This window comes from Mesorhizobium sp. M0618 (genome assembly GCF_040320765.1).
In the GTDB taxonomy this organism is placed as follows: Bacteria; Pseudomonadota; Alphaproteobacteria; order Rhizobiales; family Rhizobiaceae; genus Mesorhizobium.
Genome location: NZ_JAMYQH010000022.1, coordinates 47,998 through 64,797, shown reverse-complemented (window position 1 = coordinate 64,797; position 16,800 = coordinate 47,998). Strand labels below are relative to the sequence as shown.

Annotated in this window: 17 protein-coding genes and 1 tRNA gene; 9 read left to right on the top strand and 9 right to left on the bottom strand. The window is 63.1% G+C overall.

Features of this window, described 5'->3' with window-relative positions; all coding sequences use genetic code 11:
- Positions 1-3: 3 nt before the first annotated feature.
- The 4 genes from NKJ04_RS22365 to NKJ04_RS22350 form a co-directional block, all read right to left on the bottom strand.
- The gene (locus tag NKJ04_RS22365; protein ID WP_352677401.1) at positions 4-585 is read right to left on the bottom strand and encodes a VOC family protein; all 582 of its coding nucleotides are present in this window, start codon (positions 583-585) and stop codon (positions 4-6) included.
- 171 nt (positions 586-756) lie between these two features.
- A tRNA-Glu gene (locus NKJ04_RS22360) sits at positions 757-831 on the bottom strand.
- A gap of 90 nt (positions 832-921) precedes the next feature.
- On the bottom strand, positions 922-1,329 hold the full coding sequence (locus NKJ04_RS22355) for a VOC family protein (protein WP_352677400.1): 408 nt from the start codon (positions 1,327-1,329) through the stop codon (positions 922-924).
- Positions 1,330-1,377: 48 nt separating this feature from the next.
- On the bottom strand, positions 1,378-1,761 hold the full coding sequence (locus tag NKJ04_RS22350) for a fimbrial protein (RefSeq protein WP_013529257.1): 384 nt from the start codon (positions 1,759-1,761) through the stop codon (positions 1,378-1,380).
- 28 nt (positions 1,762-1,789) lie between these two features.
- Here NKJ04_RS22350 and NKJ04_RS22345 point away from each other — a divergent pair, with 28 nt between their 5' ends.
- Complete coding sequence (locus NKJ04_RS22345; RefSeq protein ID WP_352677399.1) at positions 1,790-2,830, top strand: RluA family pseudouridine synthase; 1,041 nt, start codon at positions 1,790-1,792, stop codon at positions 2,828-2,830.
- A 201-nt stretch (positions 2,831-3,031) separates the two neighbouring features.
- Positions 3,032-3,943, top strand: a complete 912-nt coding sequence (gene rpoH / locus NKJ04_RS22340; protein ID WP_013529255.1) for an RNA polymerase sigma factor RpoH — start codon at positions 3,032-3,034, stop codon at positions 3,941-3,943.
- A gap of 301 nt (positions 3,944-4,244) precedes the next feature.
- On the opposite strand, the gene NKJ04_RS22335 is transcribed toward rpoH, so the two are convergent.
- The 4 genes from NKJ04_RS22335 to NKJ04_RS22320 form a co-directional block, all read right to left on the bottom strand.
- The gene (locus tag NKJ04_RS22335; RefSeq protein ID WP_352677398.1) at positions 4,245-5,117 is read right to left on the bottom strand and encodes an MBL fold metallo-hydrolase; all 873 of its coding nucleotides are present in this window, start codon (positions 5,115-5,117) and stop codon (positions 4,245-4,247) included.
- A 147-nt stretch (positions 5,118-5,264) separates the two neighbouring features.
- A complete protein-coding gene (locus tag NKJ04_RS22330) occupies positions 5,265-5,924 on the bottom strand; it encodes a peroxiredoxin (RefSeq protein WP_352677397.1) in 660 nt (219 codons plus the stop codon).
- 223 nt (positions 5,925-6,147) lie between these two features.
- Positions 6,148-6,513, bottom strand: a complete 366-nt coding sequence (locus NKJ04_RS22325) for a cell division protein ZapA (RefSeq protein WP_352677396.1) — start codon at positions 6,511-6,513, stop codon at positions 6,148-6,150.
- 11 nt (positions 6,514-6,524) lie between these two features.
- Positions 6,525-6,797, bottom strand: a complete 273-nt coding sequence (locus NKJ04_RS22320; protein WP_013529251.1) for a DUF4164 domain-containing protein — start codon at positions 6,795-6,797, stop codon at positions 6,525-6,527.
- A 263-nt stretch (positions 6,798-7,060) separates the two neighbouring features.
- On the opposite strand from NKJ04_RS22320, the gene tkt reads away from it, so the two are divergent.
- The 7 genes from tkt to NKJ04_RS22285 all read left to right on the top strand — a co-directional run bounded on the left by tkt (position 7,061) and on the right by NKJ04_RS22285 (position 16,564).
- Positions 7,061-9,052 carry a transketolase gene (tkt, locus tag NKJ04_RS22315; RefSeq protein ID WP_352677395.1) on the top strand — a complete coding sequence of 664 codons (1,992 nt, stop codon included), beginning with the start codon at positions 7,061-7,063 and terminating at the stop codon, positions 9,050-9,052.
- Between the two features lie 154 nt (positions 9,053-9,206).
- Positions 9,207-10,217, top strand: a complete 1,011-nt coding sequence (gap, locus tag NKJ04_RS22310; RefSeq protein WP_013529249.1) for a type I glyceraldehyde-3-phosphate dehydrogenase — start codon at positions 9,207-9,209, stop codon at positions 10,215-10,217.
- A 218-nt stretch (positions 10,218-10,435) separates the two neighbouring features.
- Positions 10,436-12,325: a potassium/proton antiporter gene (locus NKJ04_RS22305; RefSeq protein WP_023810966.1), complete on the top strand. Its 1,890-nt coding sequence runs from the start codon at positions 10,436-10,438 to the stop codon at positions 12,323-12,325.
- Positions 12,326-12,471: 146 nt separating this feature from the next.
- Positions 12,472-13,668 carry a phosphoglycerate kinase gene (locus NKJ04_RS22300; RefSeq protein WP_023810965.1) on the top strand — a complete coding sequence of 399 codons (1,197 nt, stop codon included), beginning with the start codon at positions 12,472-12,474 and terminating at the stop codon, positions 13,666-13,668.
- A 134-nt stretch (positions 13,669-13,802) separates the two neighbouring features.
- Positions 13,803-14,828 carry a class I fructose-bisphosphate aldolase gene (locus NKJ04_RS22295; protein WP_352677394.1) on the top strand — a complete coding sequence of 342 codons (1,026 nt, stop codon included), beginning with the start codon at positions 13,803-13,805 and terminating at the stop codon, positions 14,826-14,828.
- A 165-nt stretch (positions 14,829-14,993) separates the two neighbouring features.
- A complete protein-coding gene (locus tag NKJ04_RS22290; protein WP_352677393.1) occupies positions 14,994-15,734 on the top strand; it encodes a DUF899 domain-containing protein in 741 nt (246 codons plus the stop codon).
- A 62-nt stretch (positions 15,735-15,796) separates the two neighbouring features.
- Positions 15,797-16,564, top strand: coding sequence for an SGNH/GDSL hydrolase family protein (locus NKJ04_RS22285; RefSeq protein ID WP_352677392.1), 768 nt, complete (start codon positions 15,797-15,799; stop codon positions 16,562-16,564).
- Here the strand turns inward: NKJ04_RS22285 and NKJ04_RS22280 are convergent.
- Positions 16,532-16,693, bottom strand: a complete 162-nt coding sequence (locus NKJ04_RS22280) for a hypothetical protein (RefSeq protein WP_023810961.1) — start codon at positions 16,691-16,693, stop codon at positions 16,532-16,534. The genes NKJ04_RS22285 and NKJ04_RS22280 overlap by 33 nt on opposite strands.
- Positions 16,694-16,800 lie beyond the last annotated feature (107 nt).

The window sequence follows — 16,800 nt, the reverse complement described above, 5'->3', positions numbered from 1 at the left end:
TGTTCAGTATGGGTTCTTCGCTGCCCGGTCCTCCGACAAGGTGGCGCGGGAGCGCTCGACGAGCGCCTGGATCGCATCGGCGAGATGCACTTCCGCGATGTTGTAGTCGCCGCGCGCGACACGGATCTTGTGCGCTTCCATCAGCACGTCGGCATGGGCAAAGCCCGCCGGCGGTTCGAAGCGGTAGGACGCCAACTCGATCAGCAGGCCGAGCGGATCCTCGAAATAGATCGAATCCATGAAACCGCGATCCTTGACGCCGCTGTGCTTGATGCCGCGCTCGTCAAGCCGGGAGACCGCCTGCAGGAAGGTGACGCGCGACACCGAAAAGGCGATGTGGTGAACACAACCCGGATCGGTCGGCGTGCGCCGCTTCTCTGGTGTGCGGCTCTCGTCGGTGAAGATGGTGACCAGCCGGCCGTCGCCAGGATCGAAATAGAGGTGGCTTTCCCTCGGCTTGTCGAGATTGGGCTGTTCGAAGATGAACGGCATGCCGAGCACGCCTTCCCAGAAATCGATAGAGGTCTGGCGCCCGGCGCCGACCAGCGTGATGTGATGGACGCCCTGCGATTGCAGCTTCTGCATTGGCCTTCCTCCCGAGGCATCGACTGCCCGTCCGGATCCGCCCAACACCGGGCGTTCTGCGCGCCGCTGGAGCCGTGCCCGAGGACCCATGACGCGATGCTAATGCAATCGGGCCCACTGCGCCAGAAGCCACGAACGTAGCCAGGATCGAGCGATTGGTGGAGACAAGCTTGGTACGCCCAAGGGGAATCGAACCCCTGTTCCCGCCGTGAGAGGGCGGTGTCCTGACCGCTAGACGATGGGCGCGTTCAAGAACCGGCGATATAGGCTGAGCGCTGGGAAAAAGCAACTGGGCTTCGCCGGCTTTGTCGTATCGGGGAAAAGCCGTGCGCAAGCCTAGCGTTTCGGCTCGATCAGGTCCCAGAGATTGCCATGCAGATCGGCGAAAACCGCCACCGTGCCATAGGGCTCAAAGCGCGGCGCTTCGCGAAACTCGACGCCCTTTTCCAGCATCGCCGCGTGGTCACGGGCAAAGTCGTCGGTTTCGAGGAACAGGAAGACACGCCCGCCGGTCTGGTTGCCGATACTTTTGCTTTGTGCCTCGTCGGAAGCTTCGGCCAGAAGCAGCCTGGCGCCTTGGCCGCTGGCCGGTGCCACAGTGACCCAGCGCTTGCCACCGCCGAGATCGACATCCTCGATGAGCAGGAACCCCAGCCGCTCGACATACCAGGCAATCGCCTCGTCATAGCTGGCGACGACCAGGGCGACGGTCGCGACGCGTCGACGTTCGGCGAACCCGATCATGCCTGTGGCTTGCTCATTGGCCTGCTGCCGTTCATCGTTGCGGCTCGGTCACTTGTTGCGGATCGCAAAGCGGCCGATCAGGCGTCGCTCGGTGATGTCGTAGACGAAGATCGTGCGGCTGCCGTCGGCAAGCTCGGCATCGATCGAGACACGATTGCCGGACAGCGACTGGCTGACCACCTTGGCCCCGACCGGCAGCACGATGTCGCCGCTGACCGGTTCGCCGGCGGGTGTCTGGATATCGCCGGCCAGCGGCGGGTTCGCCGGCGGTGCATTGCGCGCTTTGTAGACAAGGGCGCCGATCACCACCATAAGGGCGAGGAACAGCAGGCCGAGATTGATCCCGACGAAGCGGACGAGTTTCCTGCGCACCTTTTCGACCTCGGGGTCGAGCGGCTTATCCTGGTCTTCTTCGGCGATCGGGCTGGCCATGGCAAAACAGTTCCGGAACGGTTTTTCAATGAGCGCTCATAGCGAAGAGGCCCCCGAATTGATAGAGGCGGTACCGACCGTGCTGGTGGCGGGCGCGGATGCGGCCGGCCTGCGCCTCGACCAGTGGCTGGCCGCAAGCCTTGGCCCGGACATATCACGCAGCCGCGTGCAGATGCTGATCAGGCAGGGCGCGGTCTCGGTCGACGGCAAGCCTGTCGACGAGACCAAGCGCAAGATGGCGCCGGGCGAAAGCGTGTCGGTTACCATGCCGGAGCCGGAGCCGGCGGAGCCGCAGGGCGAGAACATCGCGCTAGACGTGCTCTATGAGGACGACGAGCTGATCGTCATCAACAAACCGGCCGGGCTTGTCGTGCACCCCGGCGCCGGCAACTGGACCGGCACGCTGGTCAACGCGCTGATCCATCATTGCGGCGACAGTCTTTTAGGTATCGGCGGCGTGCGCCGGCCGGGCATCGTCCACCGCCTCGACAAGGAGACCAGCGGCGTCATGGTCGTCGCCAAGACCGACCGCGCCCACAAGTCGCTGTCCGAAGCCTTCGCCGATCACGGCCTGACCGGCGATCTCGAACGTGCCTATCTGGCGCTGGTCTGGGGGATACCGCAGAGGCCGGCCGGAAGGGTCGACGCGCCGCTCGGCCGCGCCGCCGACCGGGTGCGCCGTGCCGTGGTGCCGGAAGGACGCGACGACGCCCGCCATGCGGTCACCCACTTCGCCGTGCAGGAGCGTTTCGGCGAGAGCCAAAAGGAGTTCGCCACGGCCAGCTTGGTCGAATGCCGGCTGGAGACCGGCCGCACCCACCAGATCCGGGTCCACATGGCACATATCGGCCATCCGGTGATCGGCGACCCCGATTATGGCCAGGCCTTCCGCACCAAGGGCAACCGGCTGCCCGAACCCTTGAAAAGTCAGGTCAAGGCATTTCCCCGGCAAGCTTTGCATGCCTGGCTCCTTGCATTTCGGCACCCCACTACCCATCTAACGATGAGGTTCGAGGCGCCGTTACCGAGGGACATGGAGGAACTCGTCGGCGGCCTCCGCGAACTCTGAACCCGTCACCAACAAGCCATCAAAAAACCTGACTGACATTGTTCACTTCACCGTGACACACTGTTTCGTGTTGAACAAATGCCTGTCTTTTCTGGTTTTGTTCCTGTATAAGATCTGATGTCGCGGGCGAGCCTTTTGGTGCTCGCGTCACATGCCCGCCGCGTTTCGGGGGCATCACTCCAATAGAGAGGGGGCGCTATCATGGCCCAGTCACTACCCAGTATCGTTTCCGGCGAAGGCGGCCTCAGCCGCTACCTGGAAGAAATCCGCCGCTTTCCCATGCTGCAGCCGCAGGAAGAGTACATGCTCGCCAAGCGTTACGCCGAGCATGAGGACACCTCTGCTGCGCACAAGCTCGTCACCAGCCACCTCAGGCTCGTCGCCAAGATCGCCATGGGCTATCGCGGCTATGGCCTGCCGATTGGTGAAGTGATCTCGGAAGGCAATGTCGGCCTGATGCAGGCCGTCAAGAAATTCGAACCCGAGCGTGGCTTCCGCCTCGCGACCTATGCCATGTGGTGGATCAAGGCCTCGATCCAGGAGTACATCCTGCGCTCGTGGAGCCTGGTCAAGATGGGCACGACCGCCAATCAGAAGCGCCTGTTCTTCAACCTGCGCAAGGTGAAGGGCAAGATCCAGGCGCTGGACGACGGCGACTTGAAGCCCGACCAGATCGCCGAGATCGCCACCAGGCTGAACGTTTCCGAAGCCGAGGTGGTGTCGATGAACCGCCGCCTGTCGGGCGACGCCTCGCTCAATGCCCCGATCCGGGCGAGCGAAGGTGAGTCCGGCGAGTGGCAGGACTGGCTGGTCGACGACCACGAAAGCCAGGAAGAGATGCTGATCGAGCAGGACGAGCTGGAAAACCGGCGCGGCATGCTGTCGGGCGCTCTTGCCGTGCTTAACGAGCGCGAGCGGCGCATCTTCGAGGCCCGTCGCCTCGCCGAGGAGCCGCTGACGCTGGAAGAGCTGTCGTCCGAGTTCGACATCAGCCGCGAGCGCGTGCGCCAGATCGAGGTGCGCGCCTTCGAGAAGGTGCAGGATGCGGTCAAGGCCGCCGCCAAGCGCCAGACCCAGGCGCTGCGTACGATTGAGGCACAGCCCGCGGCTTAAAGCCGGCTAAGGCAACAAAAATCAAGGCGGCGCCAGGAAACTGGCGCCGCCTTTTTTGTAGCGGACTGCAATGGTGGTTGGCGAAAGCGAAGGCGACATCCGATCTCCCCCCTTGCGGGGGAGATGTCCGGCAGGACAGAGGGGGGTGTGAAGGATCGCTACTTTTCGGCGTCAGTCACCCAACCGAAAGACTGAAGGCACAGCCACAATTAACTGACAGGTTGGCGGGACAGCACCCCCCTCTGCCCTGCCGGGCATCTCCCCCGCAAGGGGCGAGATTGGCAACTTCGCCAACAGCCCCTCAAAGCCCGTCCAGCGGAAACTTCAGGTACCGCCGGCCATTGGCTTCGGGTTCGGGCAGCCTCCCGCCATTCATGTTGACCTGCAGCGCATGCAGGATGAGCCTTGGCATCGGCAGCGTCCTGTCGCGCGCCTCGCGCAGGGCGATAAACTCGGCCTCGCTGCGGGCGGCGGCGAGATGGGTGTTGGTTGCCTTCTGTATGGCGACCGTGCTTTCCCACAAAGGTTCGCGGCCGCCGGCCTGATAGTCATGGCCGACGAACACCCGCGTCTCGTCCGGCAACGCCAGTATGTCCTGGATCGAGCGCCAGAGCCGCGCGGCACTGCCGCCGGGAAAGTCCGTCCTCGCTGTGCCGCTGTCGGGCATGAACAGCGTGTCGTGGACGAAGGCGGCATCGCCGATCACATAGGTGACCGAGGCCAGCGTATGGCCAGGCGAGAACAGCACCTTGACCGGAAGCGTGCCGACCTTGAAGGTTTCATCTTCACCAAACAGCCTGTCCCACTGCGAACCGTCGGCGGGAAAATCCGGCCAGTTGTAGATCGCCTTCCACAAATTCTGGACGTCGACGACCCTGTCGCCGATCGCTGTCGGCGCTCCGGTCTTCTCTCTCAAATAGTGCGCCGCCGAGAAATGATCGGCGTGCGGGTGCGTGTCGAGGATCCATTCGACGCTCAGCCCCTGCTCGCTGACGAAGTCGAGCAGGACATCGGCATTCGTCGTTGCCGTAGCACCTGATTTCTCGTCGAAATCAAGGATCGGATCGATGATCGCACAGCGCTTCGTCGCCTGGTCGGCGACGACATACTGGATGGCCCCGGTCGGCTTGTCATAGAAGCCGCTGACCTGCGGCTTGGCCAAAGCTACGTCCAATTCCGGCTTCCCCAACTCTCGGTCGCCAGGAATGATTTGCTCTGACGACACCCGAGAGGAGCATGGTTGTCCGCTCGGGTGCGGCAGTCAAGTATCACTTGGCTCGCAAGGGCGAGAAGGCCAAAGATCGCTCCGAAGCGCCTGGGATCAGGCCGATGGCTGCTTGGTCTTCCGCAGATAGGGCAAAATGGTCTCGTAGGCGCCGAAGCGCTTGATCGCGTCTTCGTTGGAGACATTAGCGGTGATGATAACGTCCTCGCCCTGCTTCCAATTCGCCGGTGTCGCCACCTGGTGCTTGGCGGTAAGCTGCATGGAATCGACCGCGCGCAGGATCTCATCGAAATTGCGCCCCGTGGTCATCGGGTAAGTCAGCACCAGCTTGATCTTCTTGTCTGATCCGATGACGTAGACCGAGCGCACCGTGGCATTGTCGGCCGGCGTACGGCCCTCCGACGTCTCGCCGGCACCGCCCGGCAGCATGTCGTAGAGCTTGGCGACCTTGAGGTCCTTGTCGCCGATCAGCGGGTAGTTCACCGAATGACCGGTCGCCGTCTTGATGTCGTCCTGCCACTTGCCGTGACTCTCGACCGGATCGACCGAAATGCCGATGATCTTGACATTGCGCTTCTTGAACTCGCCTTCGAGCCCCGCCATCGTGCCAAGCTCGGTCGTGCAGACCGGCGTGAAATTCTTCGGGTGACTGAACAGGATCGCCCAACCGTCACCGATCCAATCATGGAATTTGATCGTCCCTTGCGTGGTCTCGGCGGTAAAATCCGGCGCAATGTCGTTGATACGAAGGCTCATGGTACATCTCCCCTGTAAACGGAACCCGTCGGCAGCGAGGAACAGCACGCGGCAATCACGCCGACATCAAGCTGTCCCGCCCGGCATCGTTGCATCTTAGCGCAAAAATCGTGGCTGCAAGATAATATGAAACTCTTGTCGGCGGCAGGCGAGCATTTTTATGCTGCCGAATACGCTGCGCGCGTATGAGAGCCTGTTGGGCTGGACAGGAAAGGTTCCTGCCTCAGGTTTTGTTGACCGCCAGCGTCACAGTCAGGTCTTCCATGCGCTGTGCCAGCGCGCCGAGCGCGTTGGTCAGCACGCTATCGCTTTTGTCGGCCTTGGTCAGAGCCTCGTCGCGGGTCTTGCGCAGGGTCAGCACTTCGCTTTCCATGCCCTTGACGCGTTTCTGCAACTCCGAGAGTTCATCCATCACCATGATGCCGGCCATCACGGTCAGCCGCTGATCGCCGATCTCGCCGAACGAGTCCTTCAGGTGTGAAACATAGCGGTCGAAGCGTTCGGCAAGGTCGATCAGATGCTCTTCCTGGCCCTCGTCGCAGGCCATGCGATACTGCTTGCCGTCGATTGAAACCGTGACCTGTGCCATCGGGCCAGCTCCTATCTGTCCAACACGGCGCGGATGGTTTCCATGGCGGTCACCAAACGTCGCGAGACTTCCTTGTTGGCATCTTCCAGCCGTTCGGCGCGCGCTTCGGAATTATCGAGTTCCTGCGCCAGCCGCGAGCGGTCGGCATTCATCCGCTGCACCTCGGCCTCGGCTTCGGAGTAGTCGCGTTCATGCTCGAGCTTGGCCGCGACGGCGTTTTCCAGCCCCTCGATGGCCTTGCCCAGCCTCGCGATGACTTCCTTGAGTGTGGCTTCCCCGGTCATGGCCTTCGTCCTGTGCCCTGCCCATCACCGAATCGTTCACGTTCAGAACGCGTTATCCCTGAAACATTAGGCACCGGGTGAAGGCAACGTCAACAAAGCTCTCGCGACTGTCCCCCGCTAACGCTAATGTAGGTCCGCCGCCGGCATCACAAGACCGGCAAATGTGCACCCGATTTGTTGACTAAAAGCCCGCGCCTGCTATGTGTCGCGCACCCTTTTCAAGGGCTCTCCCAAGCCCCCAAACCCCCACTTCTGGAGGAACCATGACGTCGCGTGAACAACATGACCGGATGGCCAATGCGATCCGCTTTCTCTCCATGGACGCCGTCGAGAAGGCAAATTCCGGCCATCCGGGCCTGCCCATGGGCTGCGCCGACATCGCCACGGTGCTGTTCACGCGCTTCCTGAAATATGATCCCAAGGCCCCGCACTGGGCCGACCGCGACCGTTTCATCCTGTCGGCCGGCCATGGCTCGATGCTGCTCTATTCGCTGCTGCATCTGACCGGCTACGAAGACATGACAATCGACCAGATCAAGCACTTCCGCCAGTTGGGCTCGAAGACCGCCGGCCATCCCGAATATGGCCATGCCGCCGGCATAGAGACGACGACGGGCCCGCTCGGCCAGGGTCTCGCCAATTCGGTCGGCTTCGCGCTCGGCGAGCGCATCATGAACGCCGCCTTCGGCAACGATCTCGTCGATCATTACACCTATGTGCTGGCCGGCGACGGCTGCCTGATGGAAGGTGTTTCCCAGGAAGCCATCGCGCTTGCCGGCCATCTCAAGCTCAACAAGCTGATCGTCTTCTGGGACAACAACGACATCTCGATCGACGGCCCGGTCTCGCTGTCCGACAACACCGATCAGGTCGCCCGCTTCCAGGCCTCCGGCTGGAATGCCAGCCACATCGACGGCACCGATCCGGAAGCCATCGCTTATGCCATCGAAGCTGCCCGCCATTCCGACAAGCCGACGATGATCGCCTGCAAGACGACCATCGGCTTCGGCGCGCCAACCAAGGCTGGCACCAACAAGGCGCACGGCTCCCCCCTGGGCGCCGACGAAATCGCCGGCGCGCGCAAGTTCTTCAACTGGGATTCGCCGCCCTTCGAGATTCCAGCCGACATCCTCGACGCCTGGCGCACCGCCGGCAAGGCCGGCGTCAAGGCGCGTACAGACTGGGAAAGCCGCCTGGCCAAGGCCGATGCCAAGCTGAAGGCCGAGTTCGAGCGCCGCATCAGCGGCAAGCTGCCGTCCAATTTCGACGCCGTCATCGCTGATTACAAGAAGAAGCTGTCGGCCGACAAGCCGAAGGTCGCCACCCGCAAGTCTTCCGAGATGGCGCTGGAAGTCATCAACGGCGCCGTGCCCGAGACCATCGGCGGCTCCGCCGACCTGACCGGCTCCAACAACACCAAGACCAGCCAGACCAAGAACATCACGTCGGACGACTATGGCCAGCGCTATGTCCACTACGGCATCCGCGAGCATGGCATGGCGGCTGCGATCAACGGCCTGACGCTGCATGGCGGCCTCATCGCCTATGGCGGCACCTTCATGTGCTTCTCCGACTATGCTCGGCCGTCGATGCGGCTGGCCTCACTGATGGGCATCCGCTCCATCTTCGTCATGACCCATGATTCCATCGGTCTGGGCGAAGACGGCCCGACCCACCAGCCGGTCGAGCATCTGGCCGCATTGCGCGCCATTCCCAACCACAATGTCTTCCGCCCGGCCGACGCGGTCGAAACCGCTGAATGCTGGCAGATCGCCCTCGAGTCGGAAAAGACGCCGTCGACGCTGGCGCTGACACGCCAGAACCTGCCGACGGTACGCAACGAATTCGTTGCTGAGAATCTCAGCAGCCAGGGCGCCTACGAGCTGGCAGCCGCCAGCGGTGAAGCGGCGGTGACGATCTTCGCCACCGGCTCCGAGGTCGAGATCGCGCTCGGCGCCCGCGACCTGCTGGAAAAGCACGGCCATCCCACCCGCGTCGTCTCGGTGCCCTGCTTCGAACTGTTCGACCAGCAGAGCGACGACTACCGCAAGAAAACGATCGGCAACGCGCCAATCAAGATGGCGATCGAAGCCGGCATCCGCCAGGGCTGGGATCATCTGATCGGCTCCGACGGCATCTTCGTCGGCATGACCGGCTTTGGCGCCTCAGGCACCATTGAGCAGCTCTATCCGCATTTCGGCATCACCGCCGAAGCCGCGGCCAAGGCGGCGGAAACCCGCCTGCATGCCAAGTAGGTTCAAGGTTCGGCGAAATCGCGTAAGGCGGCCTCGCCGGGCTGGACCAACTTAATCGATTTAAATCCACGTCGCTGCGGCTGGATTCTTTCCGCTTCCGCCGCTATGAAACTGCGGACCCATCGTCTGCCCTCCAACTCCCAGGGAGAGAATAATGACCGTCAGAGTTGCCATCAACGGATTCGGCCGCATCGGCCGCAACATCCTGCGCGCCATCCATGAATCCGGCCGCAAGGATATCGACGTCGTCGCCGTCAACGACCTCGGCCCGGTCGAGACCAACGCGCATCTCTTGCGCTACGACAGCGTGCATGGCCGCTTCCCGCATGAAGTCTCGGTTTCCGGCGACCAGATCACCGTCGGCAAGGAGACGTTCAAGGTCACCGCGATCAAGGATCCGACGCAGCTGCCGTGGAAGGAACTGGGCATCGACATCGCGCTCGAATGCACCGGCATCTTCACCGCCCGCGACAAGGCAGCCGCACACCTGACCGCCGGCGCCAAGCGCGTCATCGTTTCGGCCCCGGCCGAAGGCGCCGACCTCACCGTCGTCTACGGCATCAACCACGACCAGCTGACCAAGGACCACATCGTCATCTCGAATGCGTCCTGCACCACCAACTGCCTGGCGCCGCTGGCAGCCGTGCTGCACGAGACGGTCGGCATCGAAAAGGGCATGATGACGACGATCCATTCCTACACCGGCGACCAGCCGACGCTGGACACCATGCACAAGGATCTCTACCGCGCCCGCGCCGCTGCCCTGTCGCAGATCCCGACCTCGACCGGTGCCGCCAAGGCGATCGGACTGGTGCTGCCCGACCTCAAGGGCAAGCTCGACGGCATCTCGATCCGCGTGCCGACCCCGAACGTCTCGGTCGTCGATTTCAAGTTCATCGCCAAGCGGTCGACCACGGTGCAGGAGATCAACGAAGCGGTGATCGCCGCCTCCAACGGCAAGCTCAAGGGCATTCTCGGCGTCACCCATCACCCGAACGTGTCGATCGACTTCAACCACGATCCGCGCTCCTCGATCATGGCGCTCGACCAGACCAAGGTGATGGACGGCAACTTCGTGTCGGTGCTGTCCTGGTACGACAATGAATGGGGTTTCTCCAACCGCATGGGCGACACATCGGTCGCCTTCGGCAAGACCATCGCCTGATCACAAAACTCTCTTTTCGAGACTTGGAACGCCCGGCTTTGCCCGGGCGTTTTTCATGAGCGCAGCTTGCGCCTTTCCAAATTGTGTCCTGGACGCCAAAACATCCAAAAATCAGCGGCATAGGCCAAAAAGCCACCCTGCCGCCTTGCACTGGTCACGTCTTCGCCCCACTCTCTCGCAAAGCAGGAGACAGACGAATTTGAGGGGCTGATTTCAGGATGGAGCATGCGATCTATCTCGTCACGCTGGTCGGCACAGCGCTTGTCGTCGCCGCCGCGTTTTCGAGCCTGATCGCCTTCCGCTTCGGCGCCCCTCTTCTGCTCCTGTTTCTCTGCATTGGCCTCGCCACCGGCACCGACGGACTCGGTATCCAGTTCGACAACGCCCGCATCGCTTATTTTGCCGGCTCACTGGCGCTGGCCGTCATCCTGTTCGATTCCGGTTTCGGCACGCCGCTCAACGCCTTGCGGCAGGCTGCAGGCCCGGCTTTGTCGCTGGCGACCTTCGGCGTGCTTGTCACCACCGGCCTGTTCGGCGTCGCCGCCCATTATCTGCTCGATCTCACCTGGCTGGAATCCTTCCTGCTCGGGGCTGCCGTCGCCTCCACAGATGCGGCGGCCGTGTTCTTCCTGTTGCGAGCCGGCGAGATCAATCTGCGCGAACGCGTGCGCTCGACGCTGGAGGTGGAATCCGGCACCAACGACCCGATCGCCATCTTCCTGACCATCACGCTGGTAGAGATCATCGCCGCCCACGCCAACCCCGAGACCAATGTTCTGGTCACCAGCCTGTTCCTCGGCTTCCTCCTCAATATGGGCCTCGGTGCAATCGTAGGCGTGCTGGGCGGTCTCGCCATCGTGCGCCTCGTCGACCGGCTCAATCTCGACCACGGCCTGCTGCCGATCTTCGTGCTGACCTTGTCGCTGATGGTGTTTGCAGCAGCCGGCGCCATTGGCGGCTCAGGCTTCCTGGCGGTATATATTGCCGGCCTTATCGCCGGCAATTCCGACATCCGAGCCGTCACCATCCTCAAGCGTTTCCAGGACGGCATGTCGTGGCTGGCGCAGATCATCATGTTCCTCATCCTCGGCCTGTTCGCGACGCCGTCGCAGTTTCCGGCGATCATGGTGCCGGCGGTGCTGCTCGGCCTGTTCCTGATGTTCGTGGCGCGGCCAGTCGCCGTCTGGCTCTGCCTGATCCCGTTCCGTCTGCCGCGCCCCGAAGTCGCCTTCATCTCGTGGGTCGGCCTGCGCGGCGCGGTGTCGATCCTGCTCGCCATCACCCCGCTGCTCGGCGGCCTGGAAAACGGCCGTGTCATCTTCAACACCGCCTTCATCATCGTGCTCGTGTCGCTGGTCATCCAGGGCTGGACGGTCGGACCGCTGGCGCGCCGCCTCGGTCTGATCGTGCCGGCACGGCTCGGACCGCTGGACAAGGTCGAGCTTGAATTGCCGGGCTCGGCCCATCACGAGCTTCTTGCCTATCGCGTTGCACACGGCAGCCCGGTGGCGCGCGGCGAGCGCATCCCACGCTGGGCGCGACCCTCGCTGGTGTTGCGCGACGGCCGCTCGATGCGCTTCCAGGACATGGGCCGGCTCGCCGCCGGCGACCAGGTCTATATTTTCGTGCCGGACCGCTATCCGCGCCTGCTCGACAAGCTGTTCGCGAGCCGTGCCGTGGTCGATCCCGAGGATGCCGATTTCTTCGGTGCCTTCGCGGTCGACCCCGCGCGCTCCGCCGCTGAACTGGAAGCGGCCTATACGCCAGGCCTGACCGAAGCGGAGCAAAAGCTCACCGTTGGCGCGCTGGTCACGGCGCGGCTCGGCGGCCATGCCGAATATGCCGACCGCGTCCTGCTCGGCCCGATAGAACTGATCGTCCGCGACGTCGACGACAAGGGCAAGATCATAGGCCTCGGTCTGTCTTTCGAGCCGACCGCGCCGGTGGCGCGGGTGCCGGTCTTCCTCAGCGCCGGCGAAATCGGCGACCGTCTTTCCGCCTTCATCCGCAACTGGCGCAAGCCGACCGAGACGCAGGAGACCGAGGCGCGGGCGGACGAAAAGCCGGCCCCGGAGCCGGCGCCGGAAAAGGCAGCAACCGAAAGCTGACAAAACCGCTATTGAGCGCTGCCATTCATCCGCCCTGCCGGCGCAAGATCGTACCCAGTTCAAAATTTCGGTTCGAGCGCGCCCTAAGCCTTGCATCGTCACCGATGCGGGGTATGGTCCCCCGGTTTTTCGCGAAAGGAACCCGCATGGCCGCCTTCAAGACACTCGACGATATCGGCAACATCAGCGGCAAGCGCGTGCTGGTGCGCGTCGACCTCAACGTGCCTGTCACTGAGGGCAAAGTCACCGATGCCACCCGCATCGAACGCATCGCACCGACTATCGCCGAGCTATCGGCCAAGGGCGCCAAGGTCATCCTGCTCGCCCATTTCGGCCGGCCCAAGGATGGCCCCTCGCCCGAATTCTCGCTGGAGCCTATCGCCAGGGCGACAGCCGACGTGCTCGGCCGTCCCGTCGGTTTCGCCTCGGATTGCGTCGGCGACACGGCCGGAAGCGCCGTCGCCGCCATGAACAAGGGCGATGTGCTGCTGCTTGAAAACACCCGCTTCTACAAGGCCGAGGAAAAGAACGATCCGGCCTTCACCGAAAAGCTTGCCGCCAATGGCGACATCTTCGTCAACGACGCCTTTTCCGCCGCGCACCGCGCCCATTCGTCGACCGAGGGGCTGGCGCATCTGTTGCCGGCTTTTGCCGGCCGCACCATGCAAGCCGAGCTTGAGGCGCTGGAGAAGGGCTTGGGAAAACCGGTTCGTCCGGTCGTCGCCATTGTCGGCGGCGCCAAGGTCTCGACCAAGATCGATCTGTTGATGAACCTGGTGAAGAAGGTTGATGCCCTCGTCATCGGTGGCGGGATGGCCAACACCTTTCTTGCCGCGCGTGGCACCAATGTCGGCAAATCGCTGTGCGAGCATGATCTCGCCGCGACCGCCAAGCAGATCATGATCGAGGCGGCCGAGGCCGGCTGCGCCATCATCCTGCCGGTCGACGGCGTCGTCGCCAGGGAGTTCAAGGCGGGCGCGGCCTGCGGGACCGTCGCTATATCGGATGTGCCGGCCGACGGCATGATCCTCGATGTCGGCGCCAAAACCGTGACGGCCATCGGCGAATGGATCGACCGCGCCGCGACACTGGTCTGGAACGGCCCGCTCGGCGCCTTCGAGATCGCGCCCTTCGATCATGCGACGGTGGCAGCTGCCAAGCACGCGGCGTCGCGCACCAAGGCCGGCAAGCTGGTCTCGGTCGCCGGCGGTGGCGATACGGTGGCGGCGCTCAACCATGCCGGCGTCGCCGACGACTTCACCTATGTCTCGACCGCCGGCGGCGCTTTCCTGGAATGGATGGAAGGCAAGCCGCTGCCCGGCGTCGACGTCTTGAAGCGCTGAGGCTCCGAGGCGATCAACACTCGGAGAGCGAACAAGGCCGCCCGAGGCTTTCAATCGATTCGAGCTTTCCGATGCCATTCCTTTGGCGGTAGACTTCCGTTAAGCGCGGAACAACCGTTTCAGGAGAAGCCACAATGAGCGAACGTCTCGAAGACATTGCCGCTGCGATCGTCGTCGATGGCAAGGGCCTGCTGGCCGCCGACGAAAGTTCGGGCACCATCAAGAAGCGCTTCGACGTCATTGGCGTCGAATCGACAGCCGACAGCCGCCGCGATTACCGCGAGATGATGTTCCGAACCAGGGAGGCAATGACCCGCTACATCTCCGGCGTCATCCTCTATGACGAGACGATCCGCCAGAAGGCCGCCGACGGCACGCCGCTGGTCGACATCATCAAGGCGGCCGGCGCCATCCCCGGCATCAAGGTCGATGCAGGCGCCAAGCCGCTGGCCAGGTTTCCCGGCGACACCATCACCGAAGGCCTCGATGGCCTGCGCGAGCGCCTTGCCGACTACTACAAGCTCGGCGCCCGCTTCGCCAAATGGCGCGCGGTGATCGACATCGATGTCGCCAAAGGCGTGCCTTCGGGGACCTCGATCGGCTCCAACGCCCATGCGCTCGCCCGCTATGCCGCTCTTTGCCAGGAAGCCGGCATCGTGCCGATCGTCGAACCGGAGGTGCTGATGGATGGCGCCCACGACATCGACACATGCTACGAGATCAGCAAGGTGATTTTGCTCAAGCTCTATAGCGAACTCTACGCGGCGCGCGTCGTGCTGGAAGGTACTATCCTGAAACCGAACATGGTGCTGGCCGGCAGGAAATCAGGCAAGGTGAGTGGCCCTGAAGAAGTCGCGGAAAAGACTATAAAGCTGTTCCGCGAAACCGTACCGGCAGCCGTGCCGGGCATCGCCTTCCTGTCCGGCGGCCAGGAGGACGAGGAAGCGACCGCCAACCTCAACGCCATCAACGCCATCGGGCCGCACCCGTGGAAGCTGACCTTCTCCTATGGTCGCGCGCTGCAGGCCGCGCCACAGAAAGCCTGGAGCGGCAAGGCCTCGAACGTCGCCGCCGGTCAGGCTGCCTTCACCCATCGCGCCCACATGAACCATCTGGCAGCGCTCGGAAAATGGAAGGCGAGCCTGGAACAGGCCGCCTGACCACAGTCCTTTCTTCCTCCTTCGAACCCGGGCCGATGCGCCCGGGTTTTTTGTTTGTGACTTGCCGGGCTTGGGGCGGAGCCTCTCCGTCCTTATTTCCTCTCGGGCGATGTCGGGTTGTGCTCATCCCGAACGTCCTTGGAATGACACTTCAGGGAGAGGTTCATGCATCGCAACAAGGTCGTTTCGCGCGAAGACCGGTTCCAGGCGCACAAGGCGCATCTGGCGCGCGAGAAGGAACTGACGCGGCTCCGCGAGCGGATCGCGGCTGAGCGGCGTGAATTGCCCTGGCTGAAGATCCGGAAGGACGATGTCTTCGAGACCGGGCAAGGGCCGAAGAGACTGGCCGACCTGTTTGCCGGCAACAGCCAGCTGATCGTCTATCACTTCATGTTCGGGCCGGGCTGCGTCAATCATTGCGAGGGCTGCTCATTCCTTGCCGACCATATCGACGGCGCCAATCAGCATCTGCGGCATCACGACGTGTCGCTGGTCGTGGTTTCGCGCGCCCCACTGGCGGAACTTCTGCCTTACAAGCAGCGCATGGGCTGGAAGTTCGACTGGGTGTCGTCCTATGCCTCGGATTTCAACTTCGACATGCAGGTCTCCTTCACCGACAAGCAGATCGCCGCCGGCGACACCACCTACAATTTCGAGACCCGTCCACGGACATCGAAGGAGCTTCCCGGCACCAGCGTTTTCTACCGGGACGAGACCGGCGACATCTTCCTCACCTTCATGTCGCGCGCCCGCGGCGGCGAGGCGCAGATCGGCGCCTACGACTATCTCGACATGACGCCGAAGGGCCGCAACGAGAACGGCCCCTATCATGGACTGATGGATTGGGTGCGGCTGCACGATGAATATCAGGGCAAGCAAGCGGGGCAGGCGAGTTGCTGCGATTGAAGAGCGTTCCCGTCGACCAAAACATGCGCTAAGGCTGCCGCTGATCGTTTAACGGTACTGCTATGCGCTTCCCGGCCTTACTCACCTGGCTCGCCTTCCCGGTCTATATTTGGCAAGGCCTCGGCGTGCGACGCCGCACCACGCGCATGCTGCCGGCGCAAGGGCCGGTCATGCACGAAATACCAGGCAAGGCGCCTGATATCTCGCTTCTGGTGCTGGGCGATTCCTCCGCCGCGTCGGTCGGCATCGGCAATTCGGAAGATGGGCTTGCCTCGCAACTCGCCGTGCTGATTTCACAAAGCACAGGTCGCGCCGTGCGCTGGCGGGCGGCTGGTTTCAATTCGGCAACGTCGGGCCAGATCCGCGACCATGTCCTGCCCAATCTGTCGGCCGATCCGTGGACGCATATCGTGCTGGCCATCGGCACCAACGACGCCAAGAATTTTCACTCGGTGCCGCGCTTCAAAAAGGAGTTCGGTGGCCTGCTCTACGGCCTGCGCGCCAAATGGCCGGAAGCACGCGTGGTGTGGTCGCCGGTGCTGGAGTTCACCCGGGCGCCGGCCATGCCTCCGCTGCTCGGAAAAATTCTTGAGATTCGCGCCACCGACATGAACCGGATGGGCGAACGCCTTTGCCTGGAGCGCGGCGCGGTGCCGGCGCCGCGCCTGCCGATCACCAATCCGGAAGCCGGCTTTGCCTCGGACGGCTTTCACGCCTCGGAAGCAGGCTACCGGGCTTGGGCCGAGCATCTGGTTGGCCCGGTGCTTGGCAATGGGGCACCGACGACAAGTGCCGTCCTACGTCAAATGCCCGAGCACGGCCGCCAGTGAAATCGCGGCCATGGCGAGCAGTGCCAGCTTCCAGAAATCGCCGCGTCGCTTGAGGCCTGGCCAGCCGAGCGGCTTGATCAGTTGAATGACCATGAAACCGACGATGACAAGGGCGAGGAATTTCGTCATGCCGCCTTTGACCAGCAACGCGCCCGGCTGTCAAAGCACGTCGTTCATTGGCTGAGAAAGAACGACGCCGCGATCCTAGGTCGGAACGCGGCGCCCGTCTGCGACTG

Bases quoted from the DNA above. Each gene is read 5' to 3' on its own strand.
- NKJ04_RS22345 (WP_352677399.1), top strand. From the start codon at position 1,790: ATGAGCGCTCATAGCGAAGAGGCCCCCGAATTGATAGAGGCGGTACCG.
- NKJ04_RS22325 (WP_352677396.1), bottom strand. From the start codon at position 6,513: ATGGCACAGGTCACGGTTTCAATCGACGGCAAGCAGTATCGCATGGCC.
- NKJ04_RS22295 (WP_352677394.1), top strand. From the start codon at position 13,803: ATGAGCGAACGTCTCGAAGACATTGCCGCTGCGATCGTCGTCGATGGC.
- NKJ04_RS22290 (WP_352677393.1), top strand. From the start codon at position 14,994: ATGCATCGCAACAAGGTCGTTTCGCGCGAAGACCGGTTCCAGGCGCAC.
- gap (WP_013529249.1), top strand. From the start codon at position 9,207: ATGACCGTCAGAGTTGCCATCAACGGATTCGGCCGCATCGGCCGCAAC.
- rpoH (WP_013529255.1), top strand. From the start codon at position 3,032: ATGGCCCAGTCACTACCCAGTATCGTTTCCGGCGAAGGCGGCCTCAGC.
- NKJ04_RS22355 (WP_352677400.1), bottom strand. From the start codon at position 1,329: ATGATCGGGTTCGCCGAACGTCGACGCGTCGCGACCGTCGCCCTGGTC.
- NKJ04_RS22365 (WP_352677401.1), bottom strand. From the start codon at position 585: ATGCAGAAGCTGCAATCGCAGGGCGTCCATCACATCACGCTGGTCGGC.
- NKJ04_RS22305 (WP_023810966.1), top strand. From the start codon at position 10,436: ATGGAGCATGCGATCTATCTCGTCACGCTGGTCGGCACAGCGCTTGTC.
- NKJ04_RS22280 (WP_023810961.1), bottom strand. From the start codon at position 16,693: ATGACGAAATTCCTCGCCCTTGTCATCGTCGGTTTCATGGTCATTCAA.
- NKJ04_RS22350 (WP_013529257.1), bottom strand. From the start codon at position 1,761: ATGGCCAGCCCGATCGCCGAAGAAGACCAGGATAAGCCGCTCGACCCC.
- tkt (WP_352677395.1), top strand. From the start codon at position 7,061: ATGACGTCGCGTGAACAACATGACCGGATGGCCAATGCGATCCGCTTT.
- NKJ04_RS22330 (WP_352677397.1), bottom strand. From the start codon at position 5,924: ATGAGCCTTCGTATCAACGACATTGCGCCGGATTTTACCGCCGAGACC.
- NKJ04_RS22285 (WP_352677392.1), top strand. From the start codon at position 15,797: ATGCGCTTCCCGGCCTTACTCACCTGGCTCGCCTTCCCGGTCTATATT.
- NKJ04_RS22320 (WP_013529251.1), bottom strand. From the start codon at position 6,797: ATGACCGGGGAAGCCACACTCAAGGAAGTCATCGCGAGGCTGGGCAAG.
- NKJ04_RS22300 (WP_023810965.1), top strand. From the start codon at position 12,472: ATGGCCGCCTTCAAGACACTCGACGATATCGGCAACATCAGCGGCAAG.